The following is a 17,921-nucleotide window of genomic DNA, read 5'->3' on the forward strand; positions in this document are numbered from 1 at the left end:
GGAACAGGTTTTAATAAATTCTTATTACCCTTAATCCTGCCTTTCTAATCTTGTTGCATATGGGTAAAGTGGATCTAATAATTGGAATTCATAAGTTATTCCATCAACTTTTCCTACTACCTTTTCACTATCATAAAGTTCCAACATGAAACCGGCCATTTCTTTTGCAGTATGATACTTTGGTAGAACGCCTTCAAATTTAATGTTTTCTTCTAAATCATAGGATACTTTTGCAAATTCTGTTTCAGTTGCAGCTGGTGCTAATACTTTAGCTTGCATTTTTGCACCTTTTTCTTTTAATTCATGAGCAAGCCCTTCTGTAAAGGCACTTACATAGAATTTAGTCGCACAATATGTGATGGCATTACCAATAATTGTATACCCTCCACCAGATGAAACATTGATAACTTGTGTCCCTTCGACTGTTGAATAATCGCGTACGTATAGTGAAGTTAAAATCGTTAAAGCTTCAATATTCAAATTAAGCATACTTTCAATTTTGCCTAAATTTTGTTCACCAACAGAAGCGAAATTACCAAACCCAGCATTATTAATCCAAGTTTCAATCTCATATTCTTTCAGTCCTTCATATAAATCATAAGCATTTTTAACAACAGATAAATCAGCCGTTTTTATGATCACATCAAGATCAGAATTCAATTTACTGATTTCTGATTTTAATTTTTCAAGTTCTTCCGTTCTACGAGCAACAATGATAAGGTTTTTTCCACGTGCGGCAAACGCAAGAGCTGATTCATAACCAATTCCTGAACTAGCACCTGTAATGACAGTATATTTTTTCATCTAAATTCCTCCCAATAGTTTGGTTTATACTAAAATTAAATTAATTGTGTATCAGTTACGGATTCATTATACTGGTTAGAGTAAACTCTAAGTCAAACAAAACTGGAGGTATTTATGTATTCAATTGGTGAAGTTGCTCAGATGTTAGGAATAAGCACACATACTTTACGTTATTATGAAAAAGAACAGATCATACTTCCTAATCGTAATGAAAATGGTGGAAGATTGTATTCTGAATCACATATTCAATGGTTAAGATTTGTCCTGAAGCTAAAAGAAACGCAAATGCCAGTTAATAAGATTAAAGAGTATGCACATTTATATACAGAAGGTGAGCATACATCATTGGCTAGGTTGGATCTATTAGTTGAGCACAAACAGTCTATTGAACATCAGCTAAAAACATTAGAAGAAACGAATAAAATGTTAGAGCAAAAAATCAATTTTTATAAAGAGGTAATTTATAATAAAAACATCGTCAATAAATAAAACCTTATTGGATACCCCAATAAGGTTTTATTGTGTAAACAAAGTACAAAAAACTTAATATTTTTTATTCAACTCTTTCCTTTTTTCTTAGACCCGCAAATCCTAATAATCCAAGAAGTCCAAGCCAGCCATAATTGAAATGATTATTATTTGTATTGTCAGTAGTATTTAATGTGTTAGTAACAGGTGTAGGCGTTACATTATTTACATTTCGTCGATAATAATTCCCGTCATTACTAACTGGATTATTTACTCCATTATTGTTATTTAACATGTCATTTGTTGTATTTTTTATATTATTTTTAGTATTATAATACCCTTCTTTAACCGTATTTTTTGTATCATAATACCCTTCTTTAACCGTGTTTTTCGTGTCATTTACAACGTGGTTTGGATCATTAAAATCATTGTTAAAATCTCTTTTAATATGTTTACCATTATGATCATAGCTTGGTTCTAATTGTGTAGCGTCAGGTCCTGTAGAAGCTGCATGAACATTAGCTGAAATGATAAATGATAATGAAACTGTGCATAATGTAAGACAAATTTTATTCATCTTTAACCCTCCTTCTTTATGCAATATTATTTTGTGCATCTTTAGAAGGAATATATGTGGCAAAAAAGTCCATTAAATAAATGCTCTTGTTTTATTAGAGTTTGCTGATTTATACCAGAAATAACAAAGCACGGTAATCAATAACAAATCAACAAGGTCCCCTCCATAATACATTAAGACCGCACCGAGTTGAACATCATCAAAACCGAAACTGTCTAATGGATTTGAAAAAAGCAACTTCGATAAGATATCATGACCTGCTAATGCAATGATCATAATTGATGAGCGAAACAAAAAACTGAATTTATGAGGGAACGGTTCAATAGCAATGATTGAAGTTGTAAATAGAAATCCCGAAAAAAACAAATGAATATGTACCAAATTTAACAAAAAGGTGCTCTCATGAATTAAGTTAAATACTGTGGAGGTATACAATACCCAAAGTCCTCCGATATTTAAAAGCATGGTTGTAATAGGATGAGTTAATAGTCCAACAGGAGCACTTCTTAAAATACGTGTCACACGCCTTGCATGTTGAGTTTTTAATGATGTTAATAATAATGTAATCGGTCTAGATAAAGCGATAAAAAATGGAGCGAGCATTCCTAGTAACAAATGCATAATCATATGGAAAACAAAAAGATGGTGACTTAGTTTTGCAATTGGTCCAATAACCGAAACTAATATACAAACAAAACCAGTTATCCATAATATAGAGCGAAATTTTGGCCAAGGCTTTTTTTTATGTTTTATCGCAGCAACCAAGTATCCAACAATAAAAAGTAAAATTAATAAAATAATGAGTAGATCAAACGAATAATTATGCCTCAAATTGCCCACCTTTATTTCGAGTTTTAAAAATTAGAATGCAACCGATCAATGTCATAATAGTAGCAGTAATATTCCAAGTTAAATCATAGGGCAGAATATCAACGTTATATCTAATTTGATGTAGCTCCAACCATTTATGTTGAACGGTTCCATCATAAAGTTGAAACAAACCTGCCCCAAGTAAAACTCCGCCGATCCATCTTTTAATATAGAGTGATTTTTTTCTCCTTAAATTCGCAAACATAAATAAGGAGCCAATCGTTGCAAACCAACTAAAGGCATGAAAAAGACCATCAGAGATAAGCCCCAAACTTGTTGTAGACTTATCGTAAAAATGGTGCCAATGTAGAAGTTGATGAAAAACTGCTTCGTCAAAAAATGCCACCAATCCAAGGCCAAATAAAATACCAGACCATAAATTTAAATGAAAATAATTAGTTGAATTCTCTAGATTAGTCATAAATACTCCTCCTTTTAAAAATGGTATATTTTTCATTTTGCCCCCAAATTTACTTGTCAAATCGTAATTAGTAAAAATTACAATTCAACCAAAAACGATACTTGGGAAATATTAAGGATTGTGATTGTTTTTAGTTACACAAAACACGGAGGTTATATGGATAAAAAACAAACGCGGAGTTTATGGGCGCTATCTACAGTACCTCTTGTAATGACTTTAGGTAATTCAATGTTGATTCCCGTACTTCCAAAATTAGAACAACAATTAAATATATCTGGCCTTAAAGTTTCAATGATTATTACTGTTTATTCAGTTTTTGCAATCATTCTTATCCCTATAGCGGGTTATTTGTCGGATTTATTTGGAAGGAAAAAAGTAATCATTCCAAGTTTAATTATTGCCGGAATTGGAGGAGCATTAGCCGGCTTTGTTTGTTGGAAATTAGAAAATCCATACGCGTGGTTAATTGTTGGGAGAATCATTCAAGGGATTGGTTCTGCTGGGGCAATGCCTGTTGTTATTCCGTGTGTGGGAGATATGTTCAAAGATGAAAATGAAGTTAGTAAAGGATTAGGCTTAGTTGAGACATCGAATACTTTTGGAAAAGTACTGAGTCCAATACTTGGTTCAGTATTAGCAGCGGTTGTTTGGTATTTACCATTTTTATCAATACCGTTCCTTTGCTTACTATCAATTATTTTAATTTTAATTTTTGTAAAACCCCCAAAACAGCCTATGAGGTCAAAAAGAAAAGATAAAAGAAAGAAAAAGTTAAAACTGTTTATCAGATCAATAAAAAAAATATTTCGAGATAATGGCAAATGGCTTTTTACCATATTTATATTAGGTGCCATTATCATGTTCATTTTATTTGGTATGCTTTTTTATTTATCCAAAATATTAGAAAAGCGCTATCACATAATTGGAATATGGAAAGGATGTATGTTAGCGATCCCACTCGCTGCTTTATCCTACACATCTTATAAGACAGGTAAAAAAATTGGAAATCAAAAAGGTGCAATGAAAAAATGCATTGTGATCGGATTTATTTTAATAAGTATTTCTTTTGTCATGCCGATTATAAATAAAGATATTTATATGATTATCACGAGTTTATTGATTAGTGGGATTGGAATCGGAATGTCTTTACCAAGCTTAGATGCATTAATAACCGAGGGGATTGAGAAGGAACAAAGAGGGACTATTACTTCTCTTTATAGTTCTTTACGGTTTGTGGGGGTAGCTGCGGGACCTCCAGTTTTTGCCTATATGATGAATAAACCAGATAATTATATGTTATTTTTTTCCATCGTCTTAGGGGTGCTAGGACTTATTTTGTCCATCAAATATATTAAGCCTAACCAAGAAACAGATACCGCTAAATCCAATTAAAACAAATCTAAAGAATAGAGGAATTTATTAATGTATTATTACAAGGAAGAATTAATCAATATGATAAAGCCAGACAAACCAGATCCCGCAGCTGCAAAAGTTTTACAAGAAACGTTAGGTGGACAATTTGGGGAAATGCGAACAATGATGCAATATTTTTTCCAAAGCTCAAATTTTCGAGGAAAAGCTAAGCAATACAAAGATTTAATTCGAGGAGTTTTTAATCGAAGAAATTAGCCATGTAGAGCTTGTTCAAAATACAATTAACCAGTTATTAAATGATTCAGGCGCACCTGGTGTCGGTAACTTTGGTACTGATGGCGCTCCATTAGATGAAGCAATAAAACATGCCAACCCTCATCATTATATAATGGGGGCACAAGCATCTCTTCCAGTAGACGCAGGAGGTAATCCGTGGAATGGTTCTTGGGTGTATAGCCATGGGAATTTAGTCGCTGATTTACTAAATAATTTAATACTCGAATCAACAGGGGTATTACAAAAAACAAGAATTTATGAAATGAGTTCAAATCAAACATTAAGAGAGACATTAGGATTCTTGATTGTACGTGACAATGCTCATCAAAATGCTTTTGCAAAGGCATTGGAAACTTTAGGCGTAAATTGGGGTAAATTATTCCCGGTTCCGAATTACGATATAAATAAATACCCTGAATGTAGAAAATTTGTAGATATGGGTTATCATAATGCTCAATTCAATTTTAGACTTGATGAGACACTTATGGGAGAAATATTTAAAGGTAAAACACCAAGTAGAAATGGTGGAGATTTAAACGTAACTGAACCTCCGAAAGGTTTTCCTGTTCCAGAATTTCCTGATATGCCAAATGAACATAGCCCGGGTTTATATGATTTAAATAATTAAAATTAAAAACTCCTTACAAAAGTAAGGAGTTCAGACTGTTGACAAACACTCGCTTTCTTCGTTGCTTCGCCTGTTGAGCGGTGCTCATTACCGTCTAGGGTAACTCCGCTCCTCACCAGGCTTCGCGCCTCGAAAGACAAGCGCTTGCAATCAGTCTGAAAATCAAGTTTTTTGTACTTTGTCTAAACTCCTTACAAAAGTAAGGAGTTCAGACTGTTGACAAACGCCCGCTTTCTTCGTTGCTTCGCCTGTTGAGCGGTGCCCATTACCGTCTAGGGTAACTCCGCTCCTCACCAGGCTTCGCGCCTCGAAAGACAAGCGCTTGCAATCAGTCTAAAAATCAAGTTTTTTGTACTTTGTCTAAACTCCTTACAAAAGTAAGGAGTTTAGTTTTATTTTTACCTATAATTTTTACCAGCTTAGCAACGTATTTAAACATATCGTCCATAATCAGGTTTGGCGATTGTGTTGAAGTTTTTAACTAAGTAGTCTAATTTCTCATGTAATTCATCTTCTAGCAATGGAAAGCCGTGACCTGTTATTGCCTTTTTAGGGTGTAGAGCCTGCAGTTTTTTTACAGAATTCAATGCTGTCTCCCAATCTGTCGTCAAATATCTAGGAGGACCATTTATTTCTCTTTTTTGAGTTAGAACGCTGTAAATAGAGTCTTGTTTAACATTAACGAAGGCATCTCCAGCAATCAGTAATTGATCTTCATCTCTAAAAAGTGAAATATGTCCAGGTGAATGACCCGGTGTGTGGATCCATTTCCAATGTGGCATTTCAGGTACAGATCCATCTGCAGGGAGAACATGGATATATTCCCCTAAATTAATTCCTTCGTTTGGAAACAGTGGAGATAACTTTGCAATTAATCCACCTTCAACCGTTCCATCTGGTTCTGGGTAATTCTTTTCCCCTGTTAAATATGGTAACTCTTTTTTATGTGCATAAACAGGTGTATTGAATTCTTTTACTAAGTCAATGATTGTCCCAACATGATCAAAATGTCCATGGGTAAGTATGATTGCTTTTAATTTGTGTCTTTCACCGAATCGTAGTTCAGCTGAATCCATTATATTATCAAATGACTTTGGCATACCAGCATCAATTAATACCCACTCATTTGATAAATTAGGATTACCGTAAAAACAAAAATTCACAATTTGATTTGTTTCATAGTATAAATCATTCGCTAATTCAAACCCATTTCCACTCGATATAGATGTAATAGGCATATAATGAAATTCCTTATTCATATTTTGTAGGTCGTTTGAGTTATTCATAACATCCTCCAATTTAGACTTATGTGATTAACTTTTTTAGTCTTCTTTTATAAGTGTTTTTTATTCTGATGGAGATAACTAATAAATCAAATTGAATTAAACCTATTCATTTAACAAAAGCTAATCATAAAAATAAAAAAGGTAGTGAAGATATGCATACAGTATGGAAAGGTACAATCAGTATGGGACTAGTTACAATCCCAGTAAAGTTGTTTTCAGCAGTTGAGGATAAGGATATAAAGTTTCGTCAATATCATAAGGATTGTAAAACACCGATTTCCTATAAAAAGGTTGCTAGTTGTGACGATGAAGTTACTCCCGAAGAAATTATTAAAGTATTTGAAACACCAAATGGTAGAGTTGTGGAAATAACAGAAGAGGAAATGAATAAATTAAAAGAAGAATTTGAACTTAAAACCGTATCAATCATTGATTTTGTCAAACTTTCAGAAATTGATCCAGTGTATTTTGATCGAACATATTATATTGGTCCGGATTCAGGTGGAACAAAAGCATATGCTTTACTTTCGGAAATATTGAAGAAAAGTAAGAAAATCGGTCTTGCAAAAATTACAATTCGTAGCAAACAACATTTAGCTGCTATTCGGCCATATAAAAACGCGATTATTCTTGAAACACTACATTTTCCAGATGAGATTAGAGCAATTGAAAATCTGCCAGGTGGTGTTCCTGAAAAGGCTGGATTGGCAGAGCGTGAACTACAGGCTGGCATGATGCTAGTTGAACAATTAACGACAACGTTTAATCCAGAGAACTATACCGATACATACCGTACAGCTTTAGAGCAATTAATTTCGGAAAAAGTTAATAAAAATGATTATATCGCGACAGGGCAGGAGAAACCGGCAGAACAAAAAAATGTTGTTGATTTAATGTCTGCATTACAAGCGAGTATCGATCGAACAAAAGGAGAAGCAACACCTCCGAAAAAGCCTAGAACAAGAGCACCTAAAAAAGCAACGAGTTAAATAGGAGGTAATAATGGAGCTAAATCCAATTTTTCCTTTTGAACCTATTTCTTCAGATATTGTACCAATTGGTCCTGAGTGGGTTTCGCAAATTAAATGGGACGGTACTAGAATTCTAACCTATTTTGATGGGAAAGAGGTTAAATTATTTAACCGAAAATTAAATGATCGTACAACTATTTTTCCAGAGCTAACAAATATAAAATCCTATTCGACTGCTCAATCAATCATTTTAGACGGGGAGGTCATCGCTCTTGATCAAAATGGAAATCCATCGTTTCATGAGGTAATGCGAAGGGATGGAATTAGACGCATGGATCGAATTGATTTAGCTATAGAAGCAGTACCTATTTTTTATATGATTTTTGATATTCTTTTTTACAATGGAGAATGGGTTACACAATTATCTCTCCAAGAGAGACAAAATTTACTATCTGAAGCGATCCAACCAAATAAGCAAATTCAGTTAGTTCCAAATAATACTGATGGTGTTGCCTTATTTGAAGTTGCGAAACAACATAATTTAGAAGGTATCGTATGTAAAAATTTAAATAGTAAATACTTGATCAATGGAAAGCACAATGCGTGGCAAAAAGTAAAAAATTATAAGGACGTTATTGCTGTAATCGGTGGTGTAACGTATCGCTCTGGAATTGTTAATTCTATATTAGTAGGACTTTATAACGAAAATAAACAACTTGTTTTTATAGGGCATGTTGGAACAGGGAAATTAACGAAATCAGAATGGAAAGACCTTACTACAGTCATTAATAATTTAAAAATAGAAAACAATCCATTCAGTAGCCAACCAAAAAGAATAAAGGAAATTCAATGGATTCAGCCATTGTTAACTGTTAAAGTTCAATTCATTGAATGGACTGAAGGTCATTCACTAAGACAACCAAGTATCCAAGCTTTTATCGAAAAAGATCCTAAAGAATGTACACTGACAGATTAGGGGATTTTGATATGAATCATTACTTTATTCAAAAACATAATAAAATTTATACAGGCATTTTCTTTATTTTAGGTTTCAATATAAAAGAGGAAACCTTTTTAGTGGGACTTAAAAAAGAAAATGATATTTTGCAAATGGGGTCTTTTTCAAATGGACTTAGCGAGGAAGAGAAGGGTATATTGATTAAAGCAATCGAAGCAAATAAAAAAAGCAAAAAAGATAATATAAAATATGTTGAACCTGGGATCTGTATTGAACTTGAGTTTCAAAGTATAGAAAACAACCAATTAACAAATGCAAAATTTCTATCCTTTCAATTAAAGCATGCATGGAATGAATGTACTTGGGATGGCTTACTATTAGATAATCTTAATTTGGAGGAAGAATTAACACTTACTAGTCCTGATAAAGTAATATGGAGGGATCCACTTATAAATAAGGAGAGTTATGTTTCGTATTTAGCTCAAATATCCACTTATATGCTTCCATTTCTAAAAAATCGTTTATTAACAACGATTCGTTTTCCGAATGGTATAGATGGTGAATCTTTTTTTCAAAAAAACAGTCCAGATTATGCTCCGAGTTTTATTAAAACTGAAGAACATGAGGGGAATAATTTTATTATTTGTAATGATGTATCAACATTGCTATGGTTAGGAAATCAATTAGCAATCGAATATCATATCCCTTTTCAAACATATAAAGCCAAAAACCCGATTGAAATTGTATTCGATTTAGATCCACCTAATACAGATGCATTTCCTTTAGCAATAAAAGCCGCATTGGAAATGAGATTAATCTTTGAATCTTTTCAAATAAAAAGTTACCCAAAAGTGTCTGGTAGTAAAGGAATTCAAATCCATATTCCAATTAAAGAAAATTCTCTTACTTATGATGATACAAGAGTATTTACTTCTTTTATTGCGCATTATTTAATTGAGAAATTTCCAGATGATTTTACGATTGAACGATTAAAGAAAAATCGGGGCAATCGTCTTTATATTGATTATATACAACATGCAAAAGGAAAAACCATTATTTGCCCATACTCTACAAGAGGAAGGGTAAAACCAACAGTTGCAACACCTCTATTTTGGGATGAGGTAAATGATGAATTAAAAATTGAAACATATACAATTCCTTTTGTACTAAACCGGTTAGAAAGTAGTTCATGTCCAATGCAAACCTATTTTGATCAAGAAAACAGTTCTTTAGTAGATTTAATTTCTAAAATTAAAGAAAATCAATCAAAGTAAAAACTCCCTAATTAGATTGAACAGGGAGTTTTTTTATTTTTATATTTCAATGATTATTGGTAAAATCATCGGCTTTCTCTTCGTTTTCGTAAATAAAAATTGACCAAGAGACTTTTTAATATTTTGCTTCATAACTCCCCATTGGAGCTTGTTTTCATCAAGTAATTCATTTACTGAAGATGTAACTATTTGGTTTACTTCCTTCAGTAAACTTTCAGAGTCACGCGCATAGACAAATCCTCTTGATATTGTATCAGGACCAGAGATAATCTTCTTTTCCGTCTTGCTAATGGTAATAACGACTACAACCATTCCATCTTCAGCAAGCTGTTTTCGATCTCTAAGTACGATATTACCAACATCACCTATGCCCATGCCATCGACATAAATGTTTCCTGCTGGAATTCTACGACTTTGAATTGCTTCTGATTGTAAAATATCTACTACATCACCATTTTTAATAATAAAAATATTATTTCGTTTTACACCAACAGATTCAGCAAGAGAACGATGATGATGTAACATTCTGTTCTCACCATGAATTGGAATAAAATATTTTGGCTTCATTAATGTAAGCATGAGCTTAAGCTCTTCTTGATAAGCATGACCAGAAACGTGCATACCAGTCGAACTACCTGAACCATAGATAACAATTGCTCCAAGATTATAAAAATTATCAATTATTCGTGAGACATTTCGTTCATTACCGGGTATTGGAGAGGCAGCTAAAATAACTGTATCTCCAGGATAAATATCAACGCCTCTAAAGCTAGAGCTAGCTAATCGAGCCAGTGCTGCAAGCGGTTCTCCCTGACTACCTGTACATAAAATTGTAACTGATTCTGGTGCAAAACTATTTATTTGATCAGTATCAATTAACATCCCCTCAGGAATGGTTAAATATCCTTGCTCCATTGCTACTTGAACAACATTCACCATGCTTCTCCCTAGTAGAGCTAACTTTCGATTAGTTTTAATAGAAGCATCAACAATTTGTTGGACTCGATGTACATTAGAGGCAAATGTTGAAATAATTACTCTCTGTTTTGCTTTCATAAAAGCATCGACAATATGATCTCCTACAATCCGTTCAGATGGTGTGGAACCAGGCCGTTCAGCATTAGTGCTCTCTGATAGAAGCAATAAAACACCTTTACTACCTATTTCGGCCATTTTATGAATATCTGGATATTGATTATTAACAGGCGTTAAATCAAATTTAAAATCACCAGTATGTACAACGGTTCCTTCAGGCGTATCAAATACTATGCCTAAACAATCAGGTATACTATGATTTGTTTTAAAAAAAGAAATAGAAAAATAATCAAATTTAATATTTGAATCGGAGTTTATTAAAATTAACTCAGTTTCTCTAAGTAATCCATGCTCTTCTAATTTAAGTTCAATCAATCCAAGTGTTAGTTTTGATGCGTAGACTGGAATATTTAATTGTTTTAATAAATAAGGGATTCCACCAATATGATCTTCATGGCCATGAGTAACTAGTAAGCCTTTAATCTTTTCTTGATTTTCCTTGAGATAAGTAATATCTGGAATGATCAAGTCTACACCTAATAAACTCTCGTCTGGAAATTTTGAACCACAATCGATTAAAATGATTTCATTTAAATATTGAATAGCATACATATTTTTGCCAATCTCATTAATTCCGCCTAAAGCAAAGACAGATAGCATACTTTTTGTTGGACTCAAAATCTTATTCCTCCTAGTTCAGTAAAAAGTATAAATATTTTTCTATGGAAAATTCCATATTTTTCTTAGTATGTACGTAAGTGCTAAAATCATTCAATTGAGAGTTTGTATAAAAAGAAAAATGAGCCGGTTTAAGCCGAGCTCATCTTTATATTACTCTTCAAAATAGTTTTTAAATGGTTTTTTAGGTGTATGCGTTTCGTTACGATAGTAAGGATTATCTTCAGTAGAATCTTTTGGATCTAAATTCGTTTTAATCACCAATGTTGGTCCAGTTGTACCATGCTCGGCAATAATCCGATCATTTAATTCATTAAAATCAGGAAGTTTTTTATTCCCTGGTTGTAATGGTTCAGACATTTAATCCACCTCCTGTCAATAGGATGGTTTCTTCAAGAGAAATTATGTATTTAGTTAAAAGGATTTGTATTTAAAAATGTGCTATAGAAAGTGTACGTGTTGTGTTATGTACATACTGTTCAATGAAGAAAATAAAAATGTATTTACCGAGATACTACCTCTAGGTTTGAGATGGTTGAAAAAGAGACTAAAAGAAAACGAGTTGAAAAAGTAATTAAGAGGATTGATTAAAATATGAGTTTGTTGGCTGATGTGGAAGAATTACGGCTTAATGAGTTGACTGTTCATTTTGAAATGGTGAGAACTGCTGTTTCAAAGCATTTGGCAATACTAAAAGAGGTCTTGTAACCAGTAGAAAGGTCGGTAGGGAAATACGTTATCGCCTAAATGCTGGTCCATTAAGAGAAATTGAAGAATGGGTATTGTTTTACAGGAAATTCTGGAATGAATATTACTTTTAAACCAAGTATTAGAGGAGGAATAAAAAATGAATTTAGCATTTTCACAAGATTATAGTTTTAAGAAGCCGATTGAGAAAGTATGGCATGCACTAAACAGATGCAGAAAACTCTTTCGAAATGGGTAATGCCTAATGATAGTAAGTCTGTCGTTGGACATAAATTTAACTTTAGATTGGAACTGTACAATTTAATTCTTGATTTTGAAGTTTAAGAAGTAGACAAACTAAATAATCTCTCTTACACATGGGTCGGTGGAGGAATCACTACTTCAGTTACATGGACCTTGAAGTATGAAGATGGAACAACATACTTGCATCTTGAACAAATAGGATTTGAAAAAGAAGATCAAGCGTTCAATGGTGCGAAATTTGGTTGGGTTAGAATGAGCGAAGTACTAAAAAAGTTGTTAGGGGACATATAAGCGAAAAACCGCTATATTCTTGATTTTCAACCAACGTATAGATGAAAGCAAACGGATTGGAATAGATACCGTTTGCTTTTTTTGTTTATTCTCCATTTATTCATGCTCTTAAATTTTTTGTAGAAAATGTTCGAATTATAAAAAAATTGTATTTGATAAAATTTATGAAAAATAAAATTCTGTCAAATCTCACTATAATGAAACTATCAAGAGAGAGAGGAAGATGGGGAAAGATGAAAAAGAAAATCAAAAAAAATGTTACAACCCTGGCATTTACAACAGGTCTTGTAACTAGCGTATTTAATCCGATTTCGCATGGACGCAATGTTCATGCACAATCAATGACAAAAGTAGAACAAGTTTTATCAGCATTTACACCAGCTCAACGTGAAGCTATTAAACAATTAAAAGTCAGTGACAAAGAAGGGCTTCAAGTATCGCCTGATTTAGATTTAACCAGCGATGCACCAACTTCAGTCATTGTCGAATTTAAGGACAAGCCAGCACAAACAGCAGTAATGGTTGCAGAAACTGAAGGAACAACTCTTTCTGAAGCAGATGCACAAGCAAAGGTAGACGCTTCACACGAGTCGTTTGATCAAGATTTAAAAACGATTTTTAGTAAAGAGCTAAAAGAAAAGAAAAATCCATACAAAATCAAACGATCATTCAAAAAGGCATTTAATGGGGTTTCAATGACAATCCCTGCTAATAAAGTAAAATCATTACTAAAATCGAATGCTGTTCAAGCAGTATGGAGTGATTTACAAGTTCAGCTAGATGATCCAACAACTAAAGTAGAAGGTTCTGGAGAGCAAGGGCCAACTCATAATATGGTAACATTCCCAGGTGTTGAAAAACTTCATGAAGAAGGATATACAGGCAAAGGCGTAAAAATTGGTATTCTTGATACTGGAATTGATTACAATCACCCAGATTTAAAAGGCGCTTTTAAAGGTGGTTACGATTTCGTCGATAATGACAATGATCCAATGGAAACAACTTATGCTGATTGGCAGAAATCTGGACAACCAGAAACAAATGGTGAAGCTTATTATACTGAGCATGGAACGCATGTAGCTGGTATTATTGCTGGACAAGGAAAAAACAACGCAGATTATGCGGTAACAGGTGTTGCTCCAGACGCCGATATATATGCTTATCGTGTTTTAGGGCCGTATGGATCTGGTTCAACTTCCGCAATTTTAGCAGGTATTGATAAAGCTGTTTCAGAAGGTATGGATATCATTAGTATGTCACTTGGAGCAAATTACAATGATCCATTATATCCAACGTCAATTGCGGTAAATAATGCTGTACTTTCAGGAGTAACAGCAGTAGTTGCAGCAGGAAATTCTGGAAAAAAGATGTATTCATTAGGTGCACCTGGGAATGCTCCTTTGGCAATCACAGTTGGAGCAAGTGATACATCCGCAACGATTCCAAATTATTCAGCGACAGCGAAATCTTCTACTGGTGATTTACCAGCTAATCTGAAATTAGCTGCTCAAGGACTTACAGATAATATAGCAGACCTCCAAGGAAAAACATATCAAATGGTGAATGTTGGAGCTGGGGCGGAAACTGCTTATTTTAAAAGAGACGCAGATGGAAATTATACAATACCAGTCGATGTAACAGGAAAGATTGTACTTGCTCAGCGTGGTATCTTAGGTGTAGAAGAAATTGTTAAAAGAGCTAAATCACATGGAGCAAAGGCTGTAGTTTTAACTAATCAATCAGGAGATACATTACAAGATGTTTTCTTAGGTAACGTTTATGGGTATATACCAACCTTTTTAATAAATAGCACACAAGGTACGAATATTAGTATAAAAATACCTTTAAATGAAGCAAATAAGGGTAAGACAATTGATTTTACATTCGCTGATATGAGCCAAACTGTAACGACAGGTAATAAATTAGCAGATTTTAGCTCTAGAGGTCCATCACGTGTGTTATATGATATTAAACCAGAAGTAACAGCACCAGGTGTTTCTGTATTTTCAACAGTACCTTCATATATGCATAAAGATGAAAATGGAAAACCATTACCTGATTATAAATATGCTTATGAACGCCTATCTGGTACGTCTATGGCTACACCAAACGTTTCTGGGGTAGCAGCATTATTAAAACAAGCTCACCCAGACATGACGCCAGCAGATATTAAGGCATCCCTTATGAATTCAGCTGATTCATTAAACGATAAATATAGTGTATACGAGGTAGGTGCGGGTCTTGTAAATCCTTACAAAGCTGTTCATTCACAAGTAGAAATTCAAGTGAAAGATCAGACAAAAACATTAAGTAGTAACGCTAAAAATTCTGATAGTTCGATTACGCTTGCAAGTAAAGGAATCAAAACAATTAAAAATATTACAGGTGCATTAAGCTTTGGCGAACAAGCTGTTGAAGGCACGGATTTTACTGAATCACGTTCAATGACTATATTTAATAAGAGCTCTGAAGATAAAACATTTGATGTAAAAGTTCAATTTCAAACATTGGATGCACGATTCACAAATGATTCTAGAGCGGATCAAGATGCTGCTGTAAACGGTGTTACATTAGAAGTGAAATCATCTGTCAAAGTAAAACGATATAGCAGTACAAATATGGATGCAACAATTAATGTTCCTAAAACTGCGAAGCTTGGAACATATGAAGGTTATGTAGTCTATACAAATCAAAAAAATCCTGATGAAAAATATAAAATTCCGTTTGCTATTCATACGGTAAAAGAGGATATTGACTATGTTACAGGTAATCCAGCAGCATTTACATTACCTTATGAAGCAGGAAGTAATGCGACAAAATGGTCTGTTGGAGTAAACTTTAAACTAAATTCTCATATGCGTACATTTGATTTCTTCTTAGTAGATCCAAAAACAAACGAAGAAATCGGTTATCTTGGCACAGCAGATGGAATGGGTGCAGATGAGAATGCTGAATATTATTTCAGAGGTGTGTTAAACAATGGGCAATATAGTCCTTTAACTGGAGATCCAGACAACCCTGTTGGATTTGGTTTCGATGAAGTTACACCAGGACTATGGAAAATAAGAATGGTTGGTACTAATGATAAAGGCGAAACTTTCACTAAAGATGCTCCAATTTTCTATGGTGAAATAGAGCCAAAAGTTACGATGAACTATGAAGCTGGTCAAATTGTAGAAACTGCTAATGCAACAGATAAAACTGTTACAATATCAGGTAATGCATTTGATAAAAATATAGCTGAAATGCAAGCAGCTGGAATTACTGCTTCACAAGGCGAAAATAAAATGTATTATTATAATCCAAATAACTCCGCTGAAATTAATATTCCAGTAGACGAAAATGGAAACTTCAATTCTACTATACCATTGGCTACAGCTGGTCCAAATACTTTACCAATTACTGAGTATGATTTCTATGACAGAGATAAATCAACTGTAGAAAATTATGGTAGCTTTAAAGACGTATACTTTATTAAAAAAGGAACAGCTTATACTACAGCAATTTCTGATAAACAACGAATCAACATGGGAGATTCTACAACAGTAACATTCTCAACTAAAAATATAGCAACGCCAGTGAAAAAAGCTGAGTACTCATTCTTATATCCAGCTAAGTTCTTAGACGTTATGAATGTAAAGCCACATGGAACATATGATGGAAAATTAGATGTTAAATATACAACTACAACTTTTAATAATACGTACAATGTTATGACAATTACAGCAACAGCAACTGGTGACCTAGCAACAACGGGGATTGCTGGAGATACTTCTTTAGTAGACTTGACTTTCAAAGCAAAAGACCAATACTACAAAGGAGCAATGCAGTTAGAAGATCCAACTGGTACATCTAGATTCTTTAAAGCTGTTTATACAGATGTTGATAATAGTACAGTAACAACTCAAGGCATTCAACCTTATTTCTATGTGACTCCTACTTATTCTCTAATGAGAGGCGCGGTTCAAGCAGAAGGATTAGCTTCAGGATTTGATAATTTAGGGAATGCAATAATGAAAAAGATTGACTATAATAAAGCTGGATCAAAAATTAGTGTAAAAGATTCAAGTGGAAAAGAATATGGAGTATCAGATCCTTTAGGTAATAGTGTAACTGCTCCACAGGGTTTCACAACTAGATTACCAATTACAGATAAACCATTTACTTTATCAATTGACGTACCAGGACACTTTACATTTAAAAAAGACTTTACAGTTGGTATAAAAGAAGACGGTAAAGTGACTGCCGGATCTAAACCAGTTGATTATAGCTATATCCCTGGTGGAGATGTAGATAAAAACAATGTAATTGACGTGAAAGATGCTCTTTACATCGAAACTTATTGGGGGACTAATAAGCGCGATGCGGATATTAACTATGATGGCGTAGTTGATGAGAAAGATATGCAGTTTGTAATCGATAACTACTCTATGCAAAATCCGTGGAATGAGAACTCTCCTAAGGCAGTTAAAAAGTTTAAGGGTAAATCTTTAGATGATGTTTTAACTGACCTTGGTTTAGAGTAATTGAATAATAGGTTTATAGTAGAATCGGTGACGACTATATGTCGTTACCGATTTTTTATAATACGGCAATCTACTTTATTCCACAGATCTACAGATGGAATTACTGTCAAAAATACCATTTTCTAAGTAGTGCTTTATATACATTTTAATAAATTACTAACTAAATTCTATTAGTTCTTTTGGAAACTATTAACAATATTTGTTTATTACCCCAAATCTTATATAAGTAATCCACTAAAAAATAATCCTCCCAAAGAGGTTATTAACATTTTTCGAGGTAAAGACCCTAAATTCTATTTAAAAGTCGTTCATTAGACAATCTTTTTAACCGAAATTGCCATCTTATCATTCTATCGAACTATGCTTTATTCCCCCAATTTACTGTGAACAGTAGAGTAGGTAAAATTCAAATTGTATTTATTTTTTACTAGGAATGATTAGTAATCTATCATTTTATAAATTTACTAATTTTAAAAAGTAGCGAAATAAATATAAAACTTAAAACAGATAAAAAAAGGAGCAATGTTAATGAG

Annotated in this window: 14 protein-coding genes and 2 pseudogenes; 9 read left to right on the top strand and 7 right to left on the bottom strand. The window is 33.4% G+C overall.

Features of this window, described 5'->3' with window-relative positions; genetic code table 11:
* Positions 1-30: 30 nt before the first annotated feature.
* Positions 31-804, bottom strand: a complete 774-nt coding sequence (locus tag CN514_RS03175) for an SDR family NAD(P)-dependent oxidoreductase (protein WP_098231347.1) — start codon at positions 802-804, stop codon at positions 31-33.
* A 114-nt stretch (positions 805-918) separates the two neighbouring features.
* On the opposite strand from CN514_RS03175, the gene CN514_RS03180 reads away from it, so the two are divergent.
* Positions 919-1,293, top strand: coding sequence for a MerR family transcriptional regulator (locus tag CN514_RS03180; RefSeq protein ID WP_098231348.1), 375 nt, complete (start codon positions 919-921; stop codon positions 1,291-1,293).
* Positions 1,294-1,357: 64 nt separating this feature from the next.
* Here the strand turns inward: CN514_RS03180 and CN514_RS26335 are convergent, their stop codons facing one another.
* The 3 genes from CN514_RS26335 to CN514_RS03195 form a co-directional block, all read right to left on the bottom strand.
* The gene (locus CN514_RS26335; RefSeq protein WP_098231349.1) at positions 1,358-1,849 is read right to left on the bottom strand and encodes a WGxxGxxG family protein; all 492 of its coding nucleotides are present in this window, start codon (positions 1,847-1,849) and stop codon (positions 1,358-1,360) included.
* 72 nt (positions 1,850-1,921) lie between these two features.
* Complete coding sequence (locus CN514_RS03190; RefSeq protein ID WP_098231350.1) at positions 1,922-2,680, bottom strand: cytochrome c oxidase assembly protein; 759 nt, start codon at positions 2,678-2,680, stop codon at positions 1,922-1,924.
* The gene (locus tag CN514_RS03195; RefSeq protein ID WP_098231363.1) at positions 2,670-3,140 is read right to left on the bottom strand and encodes a DUF2243 domain-containing protein; all 471 of its coding nucleotides are present in this window, start codon (positions 3,138-3,140) and stop codon (positions 2,670-2,672) included. Before CN514_RS03195 ends, CN514_RS03190 begins: the two co-directional genes overlap by 11 nt.
* A 156-nt stretch (positions 3,141-3,296) precedes the next feature.
* On the opposite strand from CN514_RS03195, the gene CN514_RS03200 reads away from it, so the two are divergent.
* Entirely contained in the window at positions 3,297-4,532 is a 1,236-nt protein-coding gene (locus CN514_RS03200; RefSeq protein ID WP_098231351.1) for an MFS transporter, read from the top strand.
* A gap of 30 nt (positions 4,533-4,562) precedes the next feature.
* Positions 4,563-5,418: pseudogene (locus tag CN514_RS03205) on the top strand (manganese catalase family protein).
* A 431-nt stretch (positions 5,419-5,849) separates the two neighbouring features.
* Here CN514_RS03205 and CN514_RS03210 read toward each other — a convergent pair.
* The gene (locus CN514_RS03210; RefSeq protein WP_286141541.1) at positions 5,850-6,704 is read right to left on the bottom strand and encodes an MBL fold metallo-hydrolase; all 855 of its coding nucleotides are present in this window, start codon (positions 6,702-6,704) and stop codon (positions 5,850-5,852) included.
* A gap of 152 nt (positions 6,705-6,856) precedes the next feature.
* Here CN514_RS03210 and ku point away from each other — a divergent pair, with 152 nt between their 5' ends.
* Genes ku through ligD (CN514_RS03225) form a run of 3 tightly spaced genes read left to right on the top strand, consistent with a single transcriptional unit; the run spans position 6,857 to position 9,907 of the window.
* A complete protein-coding gene (gene ku, locus CN514_RS03215) occupies positions 6,857-7,693 on the top strand; it encodes a non-homologous end joining protein Ku (RefSeq protein WP_098231352.1) in 837 nt (278 codons plus the stop codon).
* Positions 7,694-7,706: 13 nt separating this feature from the next.
* The gene (gene ligD, locus CN514_RS03220; protein WP_098231353.1) at positions 7,707-8,651 is read left to right on the top strand and encodes a non-homologous end-joining DNA ligase; all 945 of its coding nucleotides are present in this window, start codon (positions 7,707-7,709) and stop codon (positions 8,649-8,651) included.
* A gap of 11 nt (positions 8,652-8,662) precedes the next feature.
* Positions 8,663-9,907 (top strand): DNA ligase D, encoded by a 1,245-nt coding sequence (ligD, locus tag CN514_RS03225; RefSeq protein WP_098231354.1) that lies wholly within the window; start codon positions 8,663-8,665, stop codon positions 9,905-9,907.
* A gap of 39 nt (positions 9,908-9,946) precedes the next feature.
* Here ligD (CN514_RS03225) and CN514_RS03230 read toward each other — a convergent pair whose 3' ends face one another.
* Both CN514_RS03230 and CN514_RS03235 read right to left on the bottom strand, forming a co-directional pair.
* Positions 9,947-11,602, bottom strand: coding sequence for a ribonuclease J (locus CN514_RS03230; protein ID WP_098231365.1), 1,656 nt, complete (start codon positions 11,600-11,602; stop codon positions 9,947-9,949).
* A gap of 171 nt (positions 11,603-11,773) precedes the next feature.
* Complete coding sequence (locus CN514_RS03235) at positions 11,774-11,980, bottom strand: hypothetical protein (RefSeq protein ID WP_056473396.1); 207 nt, start codon at positions 11,978-11,980, stop codon at positions 11,774-11,776.
* Positions 11,981-12,214: 234 nt separating this feature from the next.
* Between CN514_RS03235 and CN514_RS03240 the strand changes: the two are divergent.
* From CN514_RS03240 to CN514_RS03250, 3 genes and pseudogenes are all read left to right on the top strand, one after another.
* Positions 12,215-12,464: pseudogene (locus CN514_RS03240) on the top strand (ArsR/SmtB family transcription factor); the annotation flags it as partial.
* A 236-nt stretch (positions 12,465-12,700) separates the two neighbouring features.
* Entirely contained in the window at positions 12,701-12,862 is a 162-nt protein-coding gene (locus CN514_RS26750) for an SRPBCC domain-containing protein (protein WP_353652051.1), read from the top strand.
* Between the two features lie 233 nt (positions 12,863-13,095).
* A complete protein-coding gene (locus CN514_RS03250) occupies positions 13,096-17,388 on the top strand; it encodes a S8 family serine peptidase (protein ID WP_176525775.1) in 4,293 nt (1,430 codons plus the stop codon).
* Positions 17,389-17,921 lie beyond the last annotated feature (533 nt).

Origin of the sequence: Bacillus sp. AFS001701, from assembly GCF_002559405.1 — a bacterium.
In the GTDB taxonomy this organism is placed as follows: domain Bacteria; phylum Bacillota; class Bacilli; order Bacillales; family Bacillaceae_G; genus Gottfriedia.

What these genes read in the sequence shown, in the direction of transcription:
- CN514_RS03175 (WP_098231347.1), bottom strand. Translation starts at nt 804, where the DNA reads ATGAAAAAATATACTGTCATTACAGGTGCTAGTTCAGGAATTGGTTAT.
- CN514_RS03180 (WP_098231348.1), top strand. Translation starts at nt 919, where the DNA reads ATGTATTCAATTGGTGAAGTTGCTCAGATGTTAGGAATAAGCACACAT.
- CN514_RS26335 (WP_098231349.1), bottom strand. Translation starts at nt 1,849, where the DNA reads ATGAATAAAATTTGTCTTACATTATGCACAGTTTCATTATCATTTATC.
- CN514_RS03195 (WP_098231363.1), bottom strand. Translation starts at nt 3,140, where the DNA reads ATGACTAATCTAGAGAATTCAACTAATTATTTTCATTTAAATTTATGG.
- CN514_RS03200 (WP_098231351.1), top strand. Translation starts at nt 3,297, where the DNA reads ATGGATAAAAAACAAACGCGGAGTTTATGGGCGCTATCTACAGTACCT.
- CN514_RS03210 (WP_286141541.1), bottom strand. Translation starts at nt 6,704, where the DNA reads ATGAATAACTCAAACGACCTACAAAATATGAATAAGGAATTTCATTAT.
- ku (WP_098231352.1), top strand. Translation starts at nt 6,857, where the DNA reads ATGCATACAGTATGGAAAGGTACAATCAGTATGGGACTAGTTACAATC.
- ligD (WP_098231353.1), top strand. Translation starts at nt 7,707, where the DNA reads ATGGAGCTAAATCCAATTTTTCCTTTTGAACCTATTTCTTCAGATATT.
- ligD (WP_098231354.1), top strand. Translation starts at nt 8,663, where the DNA reads ATGAATCATTACTTTATTCAAAAACATAATAAAATTTATACAGGCATT.
- CN514_RS03230 (WP_098231365.1), bottom strand. Translation starts at nt 11,602, where the DNA reads ATGCTATCTGTCTTTGCTTTAGGCGGAATTAATGAGATTGGCAAAAAT.
- CN514_RS03235 (WP_056473396.1), bottom strand. Translation starts at nt 11,980, where the DNA reads ATGTCTGAACCATTACAACCAGGGAATAAAAAACTTCCTGATTTTAAT.
- CN514_RS03250 (WP_176525775.1), top strand. Translation starts at nt 13,096, where the DNA reads ATGAAAAAGAAAATCAAAAAAAATGTTACAACCCTGGCATTTACAACA.